Source organism: Streptomyces sp. NPDC059009, assembly GCF_042740175.1.
Taxonomy (GTDB): domain Bacteria; phylum Actinomycetota; class Actinomycetes; order Streptomycetales; family Streptomycetaceae; genus Streptomyces.
Window position 1 is genome coordinate 73,200 of the sequence record NZ_JBHYJB010000012.1, and the last position, 15,448, is coordinate 88,647.

Sequence of the window (15,448 nt, forward strand, 5' to 3'; positions counted from 1 at the left end):
CGGGCGCGCGTGGCCGACGACGTTTTCGAGCAGATCCGGAGCTGCACGGTGGATGTGCTCCAGGTCGATCCGGACGCGGTCACCCTGGACGCGGTGTTCACCGAGGACCTCGGGGCGACCAGCCTGACCGTCGTGGAGGTGGTCATGGCCATCGAGGAGACCTTCGGCCTCGACGTGCCCGAGGACGACGTCGAGGCGGTCCGCACGGTGCGGGACGCGTGCGACATGGTGCGCAGGCTGTCGTGAGGGGCGGCCGCCGGGTCGTGGTGACCGGCCAGGGCTGCGTGAGCGCGGCGGGCGTCGGCGCGGACGCCCTGTGGCACTCGCTGCTGTCTCCGCCGCCCGCGGGCCACCGCCCCGTCGACCCCTGGGACCCAACGCCGTGGCTCAGCCGCGTGGAGGCCCGGCACACGGACCGCAACGCCCAGTTCGCGGTGGCGGCGGCCGAGTTGGCGCTCGCCGACGCGGGCGGCCTCAAGGAGGTGGCCGAGCCGGAGCGGGCGGCGGTGGTGCTCGGCACGGCGCTGGCGGGCGTGGGCACGATGGAGCAGCAGGTCCTGGTGCGCGCGGCGAAGGGCGACAAGCGGGTCTCGCCGTTCGTCGTCCCCATGATCATGCCGAACGCGGCGGCGGCCGCCGTCTCGCAGCGCCTCGGGTGGCAGGGCCCCTGCGAGACCCTCACCACGGCCTGCGCGTCCGGGACGCACGCGATCGGCTCGGCGGCCCGCATGGTCGCCCACGGCGTGTGCGACATCGCGCTCGCGGGCGGCACGGAGGCGGCGCTGTGCGGCACGGTGCTCGCGGGCTTCAGGAACATGCGGGCCCTGTCCCCCGCCGGTCTCACCCGCCCTTTCGACGCGGGCCGGGACGGGTTCGCCGTCGCGGAAGGCGCCGCGGTCCTGGTCCTGGAGCCGGCGGAGTCTGCGCGGGCGCGCGGTGCGACGGTGCTCGCGGAGGTGCTCGGATCGGCGAGCACGGCGGACGCCCACGACATCACGGCCCCGCTCCCGGACGGCTCCAGCGCCGCCCGGTGTGTGCGGCTCGCCCTCCGGGACGCCGGGATCCAGCCGTCCGCCGTGGGCCAGATCAACGCGCACGGCACCGGCACGAGCGTGGGCGACCTGGCGGAGGCACGCGCCCTGGAGGCGGTCTTCGGCGCGTCCGGTCCGCCGGTCACGTCGGCGAAGGGCGCGACGGGCCACGCGTTCGGCGCGAGCGGCGCGCTGGAGGCGGCGGCCTCGGTCCTGTCCTTCACGCACGGTCTGATCCCGCCCACCCAGGGCCTGTCGGCACCCGACCCGTCGATGAGCCTGGATCTCGTACGGGACGAGGGGCGCCCTTGGGAGCCCGGCCCCGTCGTGTCGACGTCGTTCGGCTTCGGCGGGCACAACGGATGCCTGGTCCTGGGGCCCGGGCGATGAGCGGGCCGGGTGAGGCGAGCAGGACGGGTGAGGCCGGTGAGGCGGCCAGGACGGGCGAGGCGGGCGAGGCGGCCTTCCAGTGGCTGGAGGACAGCGCGCGGCGTCGCGAACGGGCGGGACTGCGCCGCGAGTTGACCCCGCGTGACGCGACCGAGCCCGGCGCGGCAGGCCCCATCGATCTGGCGGGCAACGACTACCTCGGCCTGTGCCGCCACCCCGAGGTGACGGCGGCGGCGGCCGAGGCGGCGCGGGAGTGGGGCGCCGGAGCGGGTGCGGCCCGCCTGGTGACGGGCACGACGCGGCTGCACGAGCAACTGGAGCTCGAACTCGCCGCGTTCTGCGGCACCGAGGCTGCCCTGGTCTTCTCCTCCGGCTACCTGGCCAACGTGGGCGCGCTCACCGCGCTGTGCCGCCCGGGCACCCTGATCGTGGCGGACGCCGCGAACCACGCCTCCCTGATCGACGGCTGCCGGCTGTCCGGGGCGGAGGTCGTCGAGGTACCGCACGGCGACTGGACGGCCCTGGCCAAGACGCTGGAGACCCGCCGCCAACGCCGAGCGACAGCGGTCGTCGAGTCCGTCTTCTCGGTGGACGGCGACCTCGCGGACCTGCCCGCCGTGCACGCCGCGTGCCGCCGCCACGGCGCGGGGCTCCTGGTGGACGAGGCCCACGCCCTGGGGGTCATCGGCGTGCGCGGCGAGGGCGCCCTCACGGCGGCCGGACTGGCCTCGGCCCCCGACACGGTCGCCACGCTGACACTCTCCAAGTCCCTTGGCGCACAAGGAGGTGCGGTGCTCGGCCCGCGCCGGGTGATCGAGCACGTCCTCAACAGCGCGCGCAGCTTCCTTTACGACACGGGCCTGGCCCCGGCGGCGACGGCCGGCGCCCTGGCCGCGCTCCGCCTCCTGTCCCGGGAGCCCTGGCGCCCGACCCGCCTGCGCGCCGTCGCGGCACACCTCCACGCGGGCCTCGCGGCGGCGGACCTCCCGGTCACCCCGGCCCGGGCCGCCGTCCTCTCGGTCCGAGCGGGCTCGGCAAAGACGGCGCTCGCCTGGCGGGACGCCTGCCGCACCCAGGGCGTCGAGGTCGGCTGCTTCCGCCCGCCCTCGGTGCCCGACCGCCACTCCCGCCTCCGCCTGACCGCGCGCGCGGACCTCACGGACGGTCAGGTGGAGGAAGCGGTACGGATCATCGCGGAGACCCACCCGACATAACCCCCTCCACACCCACCCACTCGGCACACCCGCCCCCACACCGCCCCGACCACCACTCCCGCCTCCGCCCGACCCGCGCGCGGACCTCACAGACGGCCGGGCGGCCGAGGCGAGACGGGCTCTCGCAGAGACGCCACCGACATCGCCCCGCCCACGCCCCACGCGTGGCGCACCCGACCATCACTCCCCCCGGCCCAACCACTCGCGCCTCCGCCTGACAGCCGGCACCGACCTCACGGACAGGCAAGCAGCGGAGGCGGCGCGGGTGATCGCGGGCTCGCGGCCGCGGCAGTCGGCTCGTGCCGTCAGCCGTGGGTGTCGTCCGGCCCCGCGAGCGCGTCCTCCACCCCGGTCTGCAGCCAGTCCGCCTGGCCCTCGTCCGCCTCGGCCGTCGCGCGGGCGAGGAGGCGCGCGGCGGCCGCCGTCCCCGTCCGCGCCAGGGCCTCCGCCGTCCGGCGCGTCACGGCCGTGTCCTCGGCGTCCAGGAGCAGCCTCAGCAGCGCCTCCGCGACCTCCGGAACCTCCGCGTGGGCGGCTAGTCGGCGCCCGGCACGGGCGCGTCGTGACCAGGAAGGGGACGCCGCCTCCGTCAGGGCCGTCTCCCGGTCACTCATCGCCTCTGGCACAGGCCCACCGTCTCATGCGCCCCTACCGGCATCAGATCCGGGAAGAGACGAGGCTCGGACCGGCACACCACCGCCCCGCTCCCCCACTCCTCCGCCCAGTCGAGCACGTGCCACTCCCCTCGGCGCGCCAGGTGAGCCCCCGCCCCGGGCCCCACCGGCAGCCCCGACAGGTCCAGGTTCCGCAGACCTCCGAGCCGGGCCTCGCCCGCCTTGACGAACGCCTCCTTGCGGACCCACTGGCGCACGAAGGCCCGTACAGGGTCGGTGGACGCGTCGACCGCCGCCCGCTCCTGCGGGGTGAGCGCGCGGGCGGCCGCCCGGTGCCAGTGCGTGCCCTGCGGGAGTCTCTCCACGTCCACTCCGATCGGCTCCCACGCCGCCGCGGCGGCCACCCGGCCGGAGCAGTGGGAGAGGGAGAGGTGCAGTCCGGGGGCCCGGGGCAGCAGCGGTCTGCCGTGGGGGCCGCCGCAGTGCGCGCACTGTTGCGTCAGCTGCAAGGAGCGCGGCGGTGCGCCGAGGACCGCGGCCGCGCACTCCCGTACGAGAAGGTGCCCGGCCACGAAGTCCCGGCGGTCCGGCGGGCGCAGCCGCTCCGCCCGCTTCCGTTCGGGCGGCGTCAGGCGGGACAGAGAGCGCCTCAAGCCGCCGTAGCGGGTGAGGACTTCTGCTGTGCCGGCCGTACACGCCAGGGGGCCCCGCTCCCTCACCGCGTCACCGGGAGGCGTGCGGGGGCGCGGAACGAGAGGAGGCCCGTCATGGGGACCTCGTGGGCGGGGCGGGCCAGGCGGAGCGTGGGGAGGCGGGCCGAGACCGTGCGCAGCACCACCTCGGCCTCCATGCGGGCGAGCCGCGCACCGGGGCAGCGGTGGCGGCCGACGCCGAAGGCGAGGTGGTCGCGGCCGCCGGGGCGGTGCGGGCAGAGCAGTTCCGGCGCGTCGAAGACGTCCGGGTCGCTGCCCGTCGCCGCCAGCATCAGCAACAGCCCGGCTCCGGCGGGGAGTTCGACCTCACCCAGGCGGACCGGGCGTGCCGTCACGCGGCGCCATGTCGTGAGCGGGGGCTCGCGGCGGAGCATCTCCTCGGCCCACGCCGCCGCCAGCCCCTTCTCCGCGCCGAGCCGCGGCCACAGCTCGCGGTCCGCGAGGCCGCGCAGCAGCATCGTCGCCAGCATCTGGCCCGTCGTGGCCTGACCGGCGATGATCATGAAGTAGCAGACGGCGACGATCTCCTCCCGCCGCAGCGGCGTCCCGTCCGGGTGCCGGTGCGCCGCCAGTCTGCCGAGCATGCCGGGCCGCCCCGGGTCGGCATGCTCTGCGAGCGTGCCGAGCCAGGCGTAGAACTCGGCGGCCCTGGAGGCGAGTTCGGGGTGGCGGGCGCGGGGCGGCAGGCCCCAGAAGAGGTCCAGCGAGGCGTCGTTCCAGCGGGCGAGGACGTCGACGTCCACTGCCACCTCGTCCGTCAGGCCGAGGACGTTCAGCATCACCGCGAACGGCAGGTCCCGGGTGAGGGCCGCGACCAGTTCGCAGGCCCCGTCGGCCGCCAGGTCCGCCTCCACCCCGTCCAGGTAGCCCTCGGTCAGCCGCTCCACCAGCGGGACCGCGGCGGCCACTTGGGCGCCGCCGAGCATCCCGCTGATGAGCCGCCGCAGGCCCGCGTGCCCGGCCGAGCCGTTGTTGGCGAGGGTCGGGGGGAGGCTGAAGCCCACCGCGGCGAGTCGGCGCAGCGCCGGTACGGAGAACCGGACCAGCGCGTCGAGGGTGTTGTCGGGGCGGTACGTCTCGGGGTCGAGCAGCACCCGGCGCACGTCCTGGTGGCGGCTCACCAGCCACAGACCGGTGCGCTCGTCCCGGTGGACGGGGGTGCTCTCACGCAGCTGCGCGTAGAGGGGGTAGGGGTCGGCGAAGAACTCCGTTGAGAACAGGTCGACTTGGGTGCCGCGCGGGTGGCCCTCGCCCGCTGTGCCGGGGTCCGTCCTCGCGCCCGCCGGGCCGTTGCCCGCCGGGCCGTTGGTCATGACGTCCATCTGTTCCACGGTGCCGAGCCCCCCGTAGCGTCGTGATCAGGCGTTGGGCGGCAGTGCCGTCCCCGCGCCGCGCCTGCGCACCGCGACCACGTCGTCCCGGTGCTCGGGCATGGTCACCTCCGCCATGCCCTCCACCACGAACCCGGCGTCCCTGATCATCTCCAGGTCGGCGGCGCCGGGCTGGCCCTCGCTCGTCAGATAGTCCCCGAGGAAGATCGAGTTGGCGATGTGCAGGGCCAGTGGCTGCAGGCCCCGCAGATGGATCTCGCGCCCGCCCGCGAGGCGCACCTCGACGTCGGGGCAGACGAACCGGACCATCGCCAGGATACGCAGACAGTGCTGCGGTGTGAGGGCCCATTCGTTCGCGAGCGGGGTGCCCTTGAACGGCATCAGGAAGTTGACCGGAACCGAGTCGGGGTCGAGCGCGCGCAGCGAGAAGGCCACGTCGACGAGGTCCTCCGGGGACTCGCCCAGGCCCGCGATGAGCCCCGAACAGGGCGAGAGTCCGGCCGACTTGGCCTGTTCGACGGTCTCCACCCGGTCGGTGTAGGTGTGGGTGCTGCAGATGTCCGCGTAGCGGTCGCCCGCCGTATTCAGATTGTGGTTGTACGCGTCGGCGCCCGCGTCGCAGAGCAGCTCGGCCTGTCCCTCGGAGAGCAGCCCGAGGCAGGCGCAGACCTCGACGTCCGGGCTGTCCGCGCGGATCGCGGCGATGGTGTCCGAAACCCGGGCGATGTCACGGTCGGTGGGGCCGCGCCCGCTCGCCACCAGGCAGACCCGCTTGGCGCCCGCGGCGACGCCCGCCGCCGCGGCCCGCGCGGCCTCCTCCGGCCGCAGCCACTTGTACGTGAGGACGTCCGCCCCGGAGCCGAGCCGCTGGGAGCAGTAGGAGCAGTCCTCGGGGCAGAGCCCGCTCTTCAGGTTCACGAGGAAGTTCAGCTTCACCCGGCGGCCGAAGTAGCGGCGCCGCACCCGGGACGCGCCCGCCACGACGTCCATGATGTCGTCGTCGGAGGTGCGCAGGAGCGCCAACGCCTCCTCGCGGGTGGGGGGTTCGCGGCGCAGCGCCTTCTCGGTGAGGGTGTCGACGAGTAGCACGACGGCAGGTTCCTCTCTTGCGCGACAGGGGGTGGAGTCTTACGCGATACGGCGGAGAGGGAGGGGGTGTGCATACGGGATGCCGTACGCCGTCGACGAGTATTCCGGTGGCCTCAGACACCGTAAAGGGGGCACATCAGGACAGGGGGCGCGTGGCCGTGGGATGCGGAGGGGCCGTGGCGTCGGAGGGGCTGTGGTGTCGGAGTGGCCGTGGTGTCGGCGTGGCCGTGGTGTCAGGCGGGCCAGCGTGCCGCGAACTCCGCCGGGTCGAAGTGGCCGCCGAGCGCCGCGCCCAGCCCGGCCGCGGCCGCCGCGAGGAAGGCCGCGCGGTCGAGTGCGGCGGCCGCCTCGGGCAGCGCGCCGATGAGCGGGGTCGCGGCCATCCCGGGCAGGTCGGCGAGGTTGCACCGCATCGCCAGGTCCGGCGCGGCGGGCCAGCTGCCGATGACGGCGCCCAGGCAGCGGACGCCCCTGCGGTCCAGGGCCTCGGTGGTGAGCGCGGTGGCGTTGAGGGTGCCGAGGCCCGCGTCGGCGACCACCACGACGGGCGCGCCGAGGTCGGCGGCGAGATCGGCGAGGGTCCACGCCTTGTCGTCGAAGCGGGCGAGCAGTCCCCCGGCGCCCTCGACGAGCACCAGGTCGTGGGCGGCCTCCAGTTCCCGTACGGCGGCGGTGGCCGCCTCCTGGCCGACCATCGGCAACCGGGCCCGGCGCGCGGCCGTGTCCGGCGCCAACGGCTCGGGATAGCGGGCGAGTTCGCGCAGCGTGGCACCGGGTCCGGCGAGCCGCGCCACCTCGGCCAGGTCACCGTCCTCGCCCGGCCGCACCCCCGTCTGGACGGGCTTCACCACGGCGACGCGGCGGCCTGCGGCGAGGGCGAGCGCGGCGATGGCCGCGGTGGTGACGGTCTTGCCGACGCTCGTACCGGTCCCGGTCACACCCAGCACTGTCATGAACCTCGTGTCTCCGTCTCTCTTCGCGACGACTCAGGGCAATCCGTACCCGGCGGCGTCAGGGGACCATGTGTCCGGTGGCTTCAGGGGATGACGTGTCCGGCGGCTTCAGGGGATTCCCCTCACCCCGCCTCCGCCGCCGCCGTCAACGCCCCCGCGATCCGCGCCACTTCGTCCTCGTCGCACACGAACGGCGGCATGGCGTAGACGAGTTCGCGGAACGGCCGCAGCCACACGCCACGGCGCGCCGCCGCGCTCGTGGCCGCTGCCACGTCCACCGGGTGGTCCAGCTCGACGACCCCGATGGCGCCGAGCACCCGTACGTCGGTGACGCCGGGCAGCTTCGCCGCCGGGGCGAGCCCGGCCCGCAGCCCCGCCGAGACGCGGGCCACGTCCGTGCGCCAGCTCCCGCTCGCCAGCAGGTCGAGCGAGGCTCCGGCGACGGCGCAGGCGAGGGGGTTGCCCATGAACGTGGGGCCGTGGGCGAGGACGGGGAGCTCACCCTCGGAGATGCCGCGCGCCACCTCCTCCGTGCACAGGGTGGCCGCGAGGGAGAGGTAGCCGCCCGTGAGGGCCTTGCCGACGCACAGCACGTCCGGGCGCACCCCGGCGTGGTCGGCGGCGAACAGCTCGCCGGTCCTGCCGAAGCCGGTGGCGATCTCGTCGAGGACCAGCAACACCCCGTACTCCTGGGTGAGTTCGCGCAGCATCCGGACGTACGCGGGGTGGTGGAAGCGCATCCCGCCCGCGCCCTGCACCACCGGCTCGACGATGACGGCGGCGAGCTCGCCGGCGTGCCGCTCCAGGAGGTCCGCGAGGTGGTCGCGGTAGCCGGGGTCGAGCGGGGCGTCGAAGCCGTCGGGCGGCGCGGCCGCGAAGAGCTGCTCGGGCAGCACGCCCCGCCACATGCCGTGCATGCCGCCGTGCGGGTCGCACACGGACATCGCGTGCAGGGTGTCGCCGTGGTAGCCGCCGCGCCAGGTCAGCACCCGGTGCCGCTCGGGGTGCCCGCGCGAACGCCAGTACTGCAGACACATCTTGAGCGCCACCTCGACCGAGACCGAGCCGGAGTCGCAGAGGAAGACGTGTTCCAGGCCGTCCGGCACGATCTCGGTCAGGCGGCGCGCGAGCCGGACGGCGGGCTCGTGGGTGAGCCCCCCGAACATGACGTGGCTGATCCGGCCGAGCTGGGTGCGGACGGCGGCGTCCAGGACGGGGTGGGCGTAGCCGTGGATGGCGGCCCACCAGGAGGACATGCCGTCGACGAGTTCCGACTGCCCCTCGAAGGGCTCGGCGAGCTCCAGGCGCGCGCCGTGCCCGGAGGCGACGATCAGCGGGGGACGCGTGCCCGGCATGGGGGCGTACGGGTGCCAGACGTGCCTGCGGTCGAGTGCGAGCAGCTCATCGGGCGTCACGGCGCCCGAGCTTAGGCGGGTGCGGCGCGCCGGGGAATGGCACGTGGGTCCGCCCGGGGGCCGGGGGGCGGAGACCAGCCATTCCGCCGACTCCCGTGCTCCACAGGGCAGTCCAGCGCTCGGGCCGCGCTCGACCCGACCGGCGGGTGGCCGGTGCACCGGCCCACGGGTGAACCGAAGCCGGTCGCGCCGCGCTCACGGGGCGGAGCCGCATCATGACCCGGCCCCGCACTCCGCACCCGGCGCCGACGTCCGGCTACGCCGCGCCGCAGTCCAGCAGGATCTTCCCCTGCCGCCCCGCCGCCCGCTCCGCGAGCAGCGCCGCGCGCACCGCGGACAGCGGGTGCACTCCGGCGACCGTCGTCGCCGCCGTCCCGTCGAGAATGAGGTCGTACACCTCGTCCAGGGCGGCGGCGACGCGGCCCCGGTCCGTGGCGTGCACCCAGTCGCGGAGCCGGAACAGCACGACGCGGACGTCCGGGCGCTCCGTCCACAGGTCGTGCGGCAGGGGCCGCCCGGAAAGGAGTCCGTAGTGGACGAGGGTGCCGCCGGGGCGCAGGGCGCGGCACAGGTCGGCGCCGTCGGGGCCGCCCACCGCGTCGAGGACGGCGTCGGCGCCGCGGCCCGCGGTGAGGTCGCGCAGGGCCGCGTCCACTGGTCCGTCGGCGGTGCAGACGGTCGCCGACGGGTCGACGACACCGGCGAGTTGCGGCAGCGAGCGGGGGTGGCGGACCACGGCGACGGGGCGGGCGCCCGCGCGGGTCAGCAGCCGCAGCAGGGTGCGGCCGATGGCGGAGGCGGCGGCGTTCACGGCGACCACGGCGCCGGGTGCGGGGCGCACCTCCTGACGGATCATCAAGTGGGCGGTGAGCGGGTTGATGTAGGCGGTGGCGGCCTGGGGGTCGTCGAGCTCGGCGCGCACGGGGAAGCACCAGCGGCTCTCGGTCACCTTCACCTCCTGCCAGGCGCCCGCGCTGCCGAGCGGAAGCACCCGCTGCCCCGTGGTGACCTCGGCCACGCCGGGGCCGGTCGCCTCGACGACGCCGACGCCCTCGAAGCCGGGCACGAACGGCAGCGTGGTCCGGGACGCGTACGCGCCCGAAATCGTCACCAGGTCAGAGGGGTTGACGCCCGCGAGCAGCATGCGGACGGCCACCTGGCCGGGTCCCGGCCGCTCGGGCGCGTACCGCTCGGTGGTGACGACGTCGGCCGCGGGACCGAACGTCCTGACGATGGCTCGGAGGCGGTCGGTGGTCATGGGGCGTCCCTCACACGCTGATGACAGCCCGGTGCTTCCTGGGTACGGTGCTGATCACCGGGCGCGGACGTCCGGAGCGTACACGCAGGTCGCGTACGCGGGTGGGACAGGCAGGGTGGGGGCGTCGGTGCAGAGGCGGGTTCCGTTCTCGGACGTGGACATGCACGGGCATGTGCACAACGGGGTGTACTTCTCGTACGTGGAGACCGCGATCAACGAACTGCTGCGGGACGGCGGCCTGATGGCGCGCTTCAACCCGGGCGCGGACTCCCACGGCGTGGTCTACCACGTGCGGAAGGTCGAGTTCCGCTACGACGGGGCGGCCGGGTTCGACGACGTCCTCGACATCGACGCGAGCGTGCGCCGCATCGGCAACAGCAGCCTCACCTTCGGCGCCGAACTCACCCTGGACGAGGGCAAGGTGCCGGTCGCGACGGCCGAGGTCGTGTGGGTCTGCGTGGACAAGGAGAGCGGCCGCCCCCGGCCGCTGCCCGAGCCGACGCGCGCGGCCCTGGCCGACCTGGGCCGGCCCGTGGACGCCGCCACCCCGGAACCGTGCGCGGACCGGGCCGAGTGACCTTGCGCATCCGTCTCGACGACGTGTCCGTGCGCTTCGGTCCGCGCACGGTCCTCGACTCGCTGACCGTGGAGCTGACCGAGCAGCGCATCGGCGTGATCGGCGCGAACGGCTCGGGCAAGTCGACCTTCGCCCGGCTCCTCAACGGCCTGGTGCTGCCCAGCGACGGCACCGTCCACGTCGGGGATCAGGACACCGCCCGGCACGCCCGCGCCATCCGGCGCCGCGTCGGCTTCGTCTTCCAGAACCCGGACAACCAGATCGTCCTGCCCATCGTCGAGGAGGACATGGCCTTCGGGCTCAAGAACACCGGCGTCCCCCGCAAGGAGATCCCGGGCCGGGTCATGGCGCAGCTGGAGCGGTTCGGCATCGAGGCGCTCGCCCAGCGGCCGAGCCACGCCCTGAGCGGCGGCGAGAAGCAACTCGTGGCGCTGGCCGCGGTGTTGGTGATGGAGCCGGACACCGTCGTCCTCGACGAGCCGACGACGCTGCTCGACCTGCGCAACCGCAATCTGATCCGGGACGCGATCGCCGCCCTGCCCCAGCAGGCCGTCGTCCTCACCCACGACCTGGACCTGCTCGCCGGCTACGACCGGGTCCTCGTCATCGACGCGGGCCGCATCGTGCACGACGGCAAGCCGGAGACGGCCGTGCCGTGGTACGTGGAGCGGTACTCATGAGGTCGACCCTCTACGTCCCGGGCACGAGCCCGCTGCACCGGACCCCGGCGTCCTGGAAGCTGGGCGCGCTCCTGGTCGTCGGCGTCGGGGTGTTCCTGACCCGCTCGGTCGCGGTGCTCGCCCCGTGCGCGGTCGTCGCGTGCGCGCTGCTGCTGTCGTTACGGGCTCCGCGCGGCGAGGTCGTGCGTCAACTCAAGGGCCCGGTCGTGGTGTTGGCGGTCGTCCTGGCCGCCGCCGCGCTCATGGAGTCGGTGCACACGGCGGTCGTGGTGGGCCTGCGCCTGATCACGCTGCTGCTGTGCGCGCTGGCCGTGACGCTGAGCACCCGGACCGAGGACCTGCTCGACGTGGTGGAGCGGGTGCTGCGGCCCCTGGAGCGCACGGGTCTGGTGAACGCGGCGGCGGTGGGGCTCGCGGTCTCCCTCGCGCTGCGGTTCATCCCCGAGGTGTTCCACCAGTTTCAGGACATCCGCGAGGCACAGGCGGCCCGGGGGCTGCGGAGCAGTCCGGTGGCGGTCGTCGTGCCGCTGGTGATCCGGGTGCTGCGCTCCGCCGACGACATCGCGGCCGCCATCGACGCCCGCTGCTATCCGCCCCCGTCGACCCGGGCCGCCCACCGAGACCGGCGGGGCGGGCCCCGAGGAAAGGCCGCCCGATGACCGTGGCTGACCGCCGCCCGACCGAGACCCGGGACATCGTCCTCATCGCCCTCTTCTGCGCGATCATCGTCGTGCTGGGCCTGGTGCCGCCGGTCAGCATCGGGGTCGTCCCGGTGCCGATCACGATGCAGACGCTCGGCGTAATGCTGGCCGGTGCGCTGCTCGGACCGGTGCGCGGCGCCCTCGCGTGCGCCCTGATCGTGCTCCTGACCATCATCGGCCTGCCGGTGCTCGCCGGGGGCCGCGGCGGGCTCGGGGTGATCCCGGGGCCGACCGGCGGATATCTGCTCGGCTGGGTGCCGGGCGCATTCGTGACCGGAGTGCTGGTGAAGACGGTGGCCCTGCGGGTGCCCGGCCGACTCCCGCAGCTCGCGGCGTACTTCGGGGCCTGCGTCGTCGGCGGTCTTGTCGTCGTCTATGCGATCGGGGTGCCCTGGACTTCCGTGTCGACCGGGCTCAGCATGAGGAAGGCCGCGGTGGGGGCCGGGTACTTCGCGGTCGGCGACCTGTGCAAGGCGGCCGTCGCCGCGTTCGTGGCCCACGGCGTGCGGCGCTCGTACCCGATCGAACCGAGGTGAACGCGCATGCCGTTGGCACACCGAGTCGCCGGGACGGCGGCGGGCCCGCGCCGGGACCGTGCGGCGTTCGTCCTGGACGGCCGCGCCCAGACGTACGGGCGGCTCGCCGCGCGGGCGGCGGCGGTGTCCGCCGGGCTGCGCGAGGTGGCCTCGCGCCACCGCTCCTGGCAGCGCTCCGGTGACCGGCTGCTCGCCCTCGGGACCGGCAACCACCCGGCGTTCGCCGAGCTGTTCGTGGGCGCGACGGCGGGGGACGGCGCCTGCGCGGTCCTCGATCCGTCGTGGGGCGCGGAGCAGACCCGCTCGGTGCTCATCCGGCTGCGCCCCGACCTCCTGGTGCTCCCGGCCGGCCGGGCGGACTTACGGAAGGCCGCGGCCGGGCTCGGCATCCACACCCTCGTAGCGGGCGAGGACGGCTCCCCGTCGAGTTCCCCGTCGACGTACGAGACCTGGCTCGCCGGGCACACGGACGCCGACCCGGCGGCCGAGCTGGTGGCCGGGGACGCGGACACGCCGTTCCTCGTCGGCTTCACCTCCGGGAGCACGGGGGTGCCCAACGCCTTCTACCGGTCGCGGGGTTCGTGGCGGGTCAGCCTCACCGAGGGGCACGGGGTGTGGGGCGTGGACGCCGACGCGCACACATTCGCGCCGGGGCCGCTCGCCCACGGGCTGAGCCTGTACGCGTTCGCGGAGTGTCTGGAGAGCGGCGCCGCCTTCCACGGGCTGAGCTCCTTCGACGCGGACGCGGCGGTCCGCCGCCTCGCCACCGCCGAGCTGCGCCGCCTGGTCCTCGTCCCCACGATGATCATCGCGCTCGGGTCCGCCGCGCGGGCCGCCGGGCAGAAGTTCCCCGGGGTGCGCGCCGTCATCAGCGGCGGCGCGAAGCTCGACCCTCAGCTCGTCCCCGCGGTCGCCGAGGTGCTGCCGGAGGCCCATGTCACGGAGTACTACGGCGCGTCCGAGCTCGGCTTCGTCACGGTCGGCGCCCCGGGTGCGGAGCCCGCGGCGCGCGACGTCGGCCTGCCCTGGCCCTCCGTGACGCTCCAGATCCGCGACGAGAACGGCGCGTCCGTCGCGCCGGGCAGCCCCGGCCTCGTCCACGTCCGCAGCCCGCTGCGCTGCTCCGGGTATCTGTGGGGCGAGGGCAGCTACCGCACCGACGGCGAGTGGGCGACCGTCGGCGACCTCGGCCACCTCTCCGAGGACGGCCATCTGCACCTCACCGGGCGCGGCGACATGGTGGTCACGGGCGGCCTGAACGTGTACCCGGCCGAGGTGGAGGCCGCCCTGCTCCGCCTCCCCGGCGTCGACACGGCCATCGTCACCGGCATCCCGGACGACTACCTGGGCACGGCCCTCGTGGCCGCGCTCGGCGGCCCCGGCGCGGACGGTCTGACCGCCGCCCGGATCCGCGAGCTGTGCGGGCCCGCGCTGCCCCGCTACAAGGTGCCCCGCCGCTTCTACGCCGTGTCCGAGTGGCCGCTGACCGGCAGCGGCAAGATCGCCCGCGGCCGCATCGAGGAGTGGATCACGCATGACGACGCCCGGCTCACCCCGCTCCCCCCGGGCACCCCGGCCTGAGACACGCCGCATCGGCGACCTCCCCGACGACCGCATACCGGTGGTGATCGCCGCCCGGCGCACCGCGGTGGGCCGGGCGGGCGGCGCGCTGGCGGGTGTGGAGGCGGCCACGCTGGTGTCGACGGCGATCCGCGCGGCGCTCGCCGACTCGCGGGTGCCGCCGGACCGGGTCTGCGACGTGCTCGTGGGCAACGCGGTCGCGGGCGGCGGCAACCTCGCCCGGCTCGCGGCCCTGGAGGCGGGCCTTCCGGTGTCGGTGCCCGGGGTGACCGTGGACCGGCAGTGCGGCTCGGGCCTGGAGGCGGTCGTGCTGGCCTGCCGGCTGGTGGCCGCCGGGGCGGGCGACGTGTATCTGGCGGGCGGCGGCGAGAGCGTCAGCACCGCCCCGTGGCGGGTGCGGCAGCCGTCACGCCCCGGCGCGCTCCCCGAGTTCTACGGCCGGGCCCGGTTCGCACCCGAGGAGGTGGGCGACCCCGACATGGGGGTCGCGGCCGAGAACGTCGCGGCGCGGTACGGGATTTCGCGGCGCCGCCAGGACGAGTTCGCCCTGCGCAGCCACCGCCGCGCGGTCGCCGCGCAACGGGCGGGCCGCTTCACGGCGGAGATCACCCCGGTCCGCACGGCGCGGGGCACGGTCGACACGGACGAGTGCCCGCGCCCGGACACGTCCCTGTCCGCGCTGTCGGCGCTGCGCCCGCTGTTCGGAAGGCACACCGGCACGGCGGGGCCACGCGGCGCCACGGGTGCCGACGAGCCCGGCACAGCCAGGGCGGTCACACCCGGCACCGCCAACCCCGGGGCACCCGGCACCGCCACCGCGAGCACGCCCGGCACCGTCACCGCCGGGAACTCCTGTCCCCTCAACGACGGCGCCGCCATGCTCGTGGTGACCAGCCGCGCCGTCGCCCGCGAGCTCGGGCACCCGGTCGTGCTCGCCTTCGAGGACGCGGCGAGCGCGGGCGTGGACCCGAACGTCCTCGGCATCGGTCCGATCGCGTCCACCTCCCGGCTGCTCGCCCGGCGCCCGCGCCTCGACCTCGCGGCCCCCGGTCACGGGCACCGCGAGGGCACCGTGCAGCGCATCGAGTTCAACGAGGCGTTCGCCTCCCAAGTCCTCGCCAGCCTGGACGCGTTGGGCATCGCCGTGGAGCGGGTCAACCTGGACGGCGGGGCGCTCGCGCTCGGGCACCCCTTCGGGGCGTCCGGGGCGATCCTCGTGACGCGCCTGTTCAGCCAGCTGGTCCGGGAGCCGGACGCGGGGGTCCCGGTGGGATCCCGGGCCCTCGCGATGCTCGGCATCGCCGGGGGCCTCGGGATCACCGCCCTGTTCACCTCGATGACGACGGCCACCTAGGTGTGACGGTA

Annotated in this window: 16 protein-coding genes; 9 read left to right on the forward strand and 7 right to left on the reverse strand. The window is 75.2% G+C overall.

Features of this window, described 5'->3' with window-relative positions:
- Positions 1 to 9 precede the first annotated feature (9 nt).
- The 3 genes from acpP to ACFWYM_RS14600 are packed head-to-tail and all read left to right on the forward strand — an operon-like array spanning position 10 to position 2,635.
- Positions 10 to 246, forward strand: coding sequence for an acyl carrier protein (acpP, locus tag ACFWYM_RS14590; protein WP_384835404.1), 237 nt, complete (start codon positions 10 to 12; stop codon positions 244 to 246).
- Positions 243 to 1,421: a beta-ketoacyl-[acyl-carrier-protein] synthase family protein gene (locus tag ACFWYM_RS14595; RefSeq protein ID WP_384835407.1), complete on the forward strand. Its 1,179-nt coding sequence runs from the start codon at positions 243 to 245 to the stop codon at positions 1,419 to 1,421. Before acpP ends, ACFWYM_RS14595 begins: the two co-directional genes overlap by 4 nt.
- Positions 1,418 to 2,635, forward strand: a complete 1,218-nt coding sequence (locus ACFWYM_RS14600) for an 8-amino-7-oxononanoate synthase (RefSeq protein WP_384835410.1) — start codon at positions 1,418 to 1,420, stop codon at positions 2,633 to 2,635. The genes ACFWYM_RS14595 and ACFWYM_RS14600 overlap by 4 nt, the downstream gene beginning before the upstream one ends.
- A gap of 305 nt (positions 2,636 to 2,940) precedes the next feature.
- On the opposite strand, the gene ACFWYM_RS14605 is transcribed toward ACFWYM_RS14600, so the two are convergent.
- The 7 genes from ACFWYM_RS14605 to ACFWYM_RS14635 form a co-directional block, all read right to left on the reverse strand.
- On the reverse strand, positions 2,941 to 3,249 hold the full coding sequence (locus tag ACFWYM_RS14605; protein ID WP_384835413.1) for a hypothetical protein: 309 nt from the start codon (positions 3,247 to 3,249) through the stop codon (positions 2,941 to 2,943).
- Entirely contained in the window at positions 3,246 to 3,902 is a 657-nt protein-coding gene (locus ACFWYM_RS14610; RefSeq protein ID WP_384835416.1) for a 4'-phosphopantetheinyl transferase family protein, read from the reverse strand. The genes ACFWYM_RS14605 and ACFWYM_RS14610 overlap by 4 nt, the downstream gene beginning before the upstream one ends.
- 62 nt (positions 3,903 to 3,964) lie before the next feature.
- On the reverse strand, positions 3,965 to 5,284 hold the full coding sequence (locus tag ACFWYM_RS14615; RefSeq protein WP_384835419.1) for a cytochrome P450: 1,320 nt from the start codon (positions 5,282 to 5,284) through the stop codon (positions 3,965 to 3,967).
- Between the two features lie 36 nt (positions 5,285 to 5,320).
- A complete protein-coding gene (gene bioB / locus ACFWYM_RS14620; protein ID WP_384835422.1) occupies positions 5,321 to 6,382 on the reverse strand; it encodes a biotin synthase BioB in 1,062 nt (353 codons plus the stop codon).
- A 233-nt stretch (positions 6,383 to 6,615) separates the two neighbouring features.
- Positions 6,616 to 7,335 carry a dethiobiotin synthase gene (gene bioD, locus ACFWYM_RS14625; protein WP_384835425.1) on the reverse strand — a complete coding sequence of 240 codons (720 nt, stop codon included), beginning with the start codon at positions 7,333 to 7,335 and terminating at the stop codon, positions 6,616 to 6,618.
- 122 nt (positions 7,336 to 7,457) lie between these two features.
- Complete coding sequence (locus ACFWYM_RS14630) at positions 7,458 to 8,750, reverse strand: adenosylmethionine--8-amino-7-oxononanoate transaminase (protein ID WP_384835428.1); 1,293 nt, start codon at positions 8,748 to 8,750, stop codon at positions 7,458 to 7,460.
- 256 nt (positions 8,751 to 9,006) lie between these two features.
- Positions 9,007 to 10,008, reverse strand: a complete 1,002-nt coding sequence (locus ACFWYM_RS14635; protein WP_384835431.1) for a zinc-dependent alcohol dehydrogenase family protein — start codon at positions 10,006 to 10,008, stop codon at positions 9,007 to 9,009.
- A gap of 127 nt (positions 10,009 to 10,135) precedes the next feature.
- On the opposite strand from ACFWYM_RS14635, the gene ACFWYM_RS14640 reads away from it, so the two are divergent.
- The 6 genes from ACFWYM_RS14640 to ACFWYM_RS14665 are packed head-to-tail and all read left to right on the forward strand — an operon-like array spanning position 10,136 to position 15,437.
- A complete protein-coding gene (locus ACFWYM_RS14640) occupies positions 10,136 to 10,585 on the forward strand; it encodes an acyl-CoA thioesterase (RefSeq protein WP_384835434.1) in 450 nt (149 codons plus the stop codon).
- Entirely contained in the window at positions 10,582 to 11,265 is a 684-nt protein-coding gene (locus ACFWYM_RS14645; RefSeq protein ID WP_384835437.1) for an energy-coupling factor ABC transporter ATP-binding protein, read from the forward strand. Before ACFWYM_RS14640 ends, ACFWYM_RS14645 begins: the two co-directional genes overlap by 4 nt.
- Complete coding sequence (locus ACFWYM_RS14650) at positions 11,262 to 11,924, forward strand: energy-coupling factor transporter transmembrane component T family protein (protein WP_384835440.1); 663 nt, start codon at positions 11,262 to 11,264, stop codon at positions 11,922 to 11,924. Before ACFWYM_RS14645 ends, ACFWYM_RS14650 begins: the two co-directional genes overlap by 4 nt.
- Complete coding sequence (locus ACFWYM_RS14655) at positions 11,921 to 12,502, forward strand: biotin transporter BioY (RefSeq protein ID WP_384835443.1); 582 nt, start codon at positions 11,921 to 11,923, stop codon at positions 12,500 to 12,502. The genes ACFWYM_RS14650 and ACFWYM_RS14655 overlap by 4 nt, the downstream gene beginning before the upstream one ends.
- Positions 12,503 to 12,508: 6 nt before the next feature.
- The gene (locus ACFWYM_RS14660; RefSeq protein WP_384835446.1) at positions 12,509 to 14,083 is read left to right on the forward strand and encodes an AMP-binding protein; all 1,575 of its coding nucleotides are present in this window, start codon (positions 12,509 to 12,511) and stop codon (positions 14,081 to 14,083) included.
- Positions 14,037 to 15,437 (forward strand): thiolase family protein, encoded by a 1,401-nt coding sequence (locus tag ACFWYM_RS14665; protein WP_384835449.1) that lies wholly within the window; start codon positions 14,037 to 14,039, stop codon positions 15,435 to 15,437. The genes ACFWYM_RS14660 and ACFWYM_RS14665 overlap by 47 nt, the downstream gene beginning before the upstream one ends.
- Positions 15,438 to 15,448: the final 11 nt, after the last annotated feature.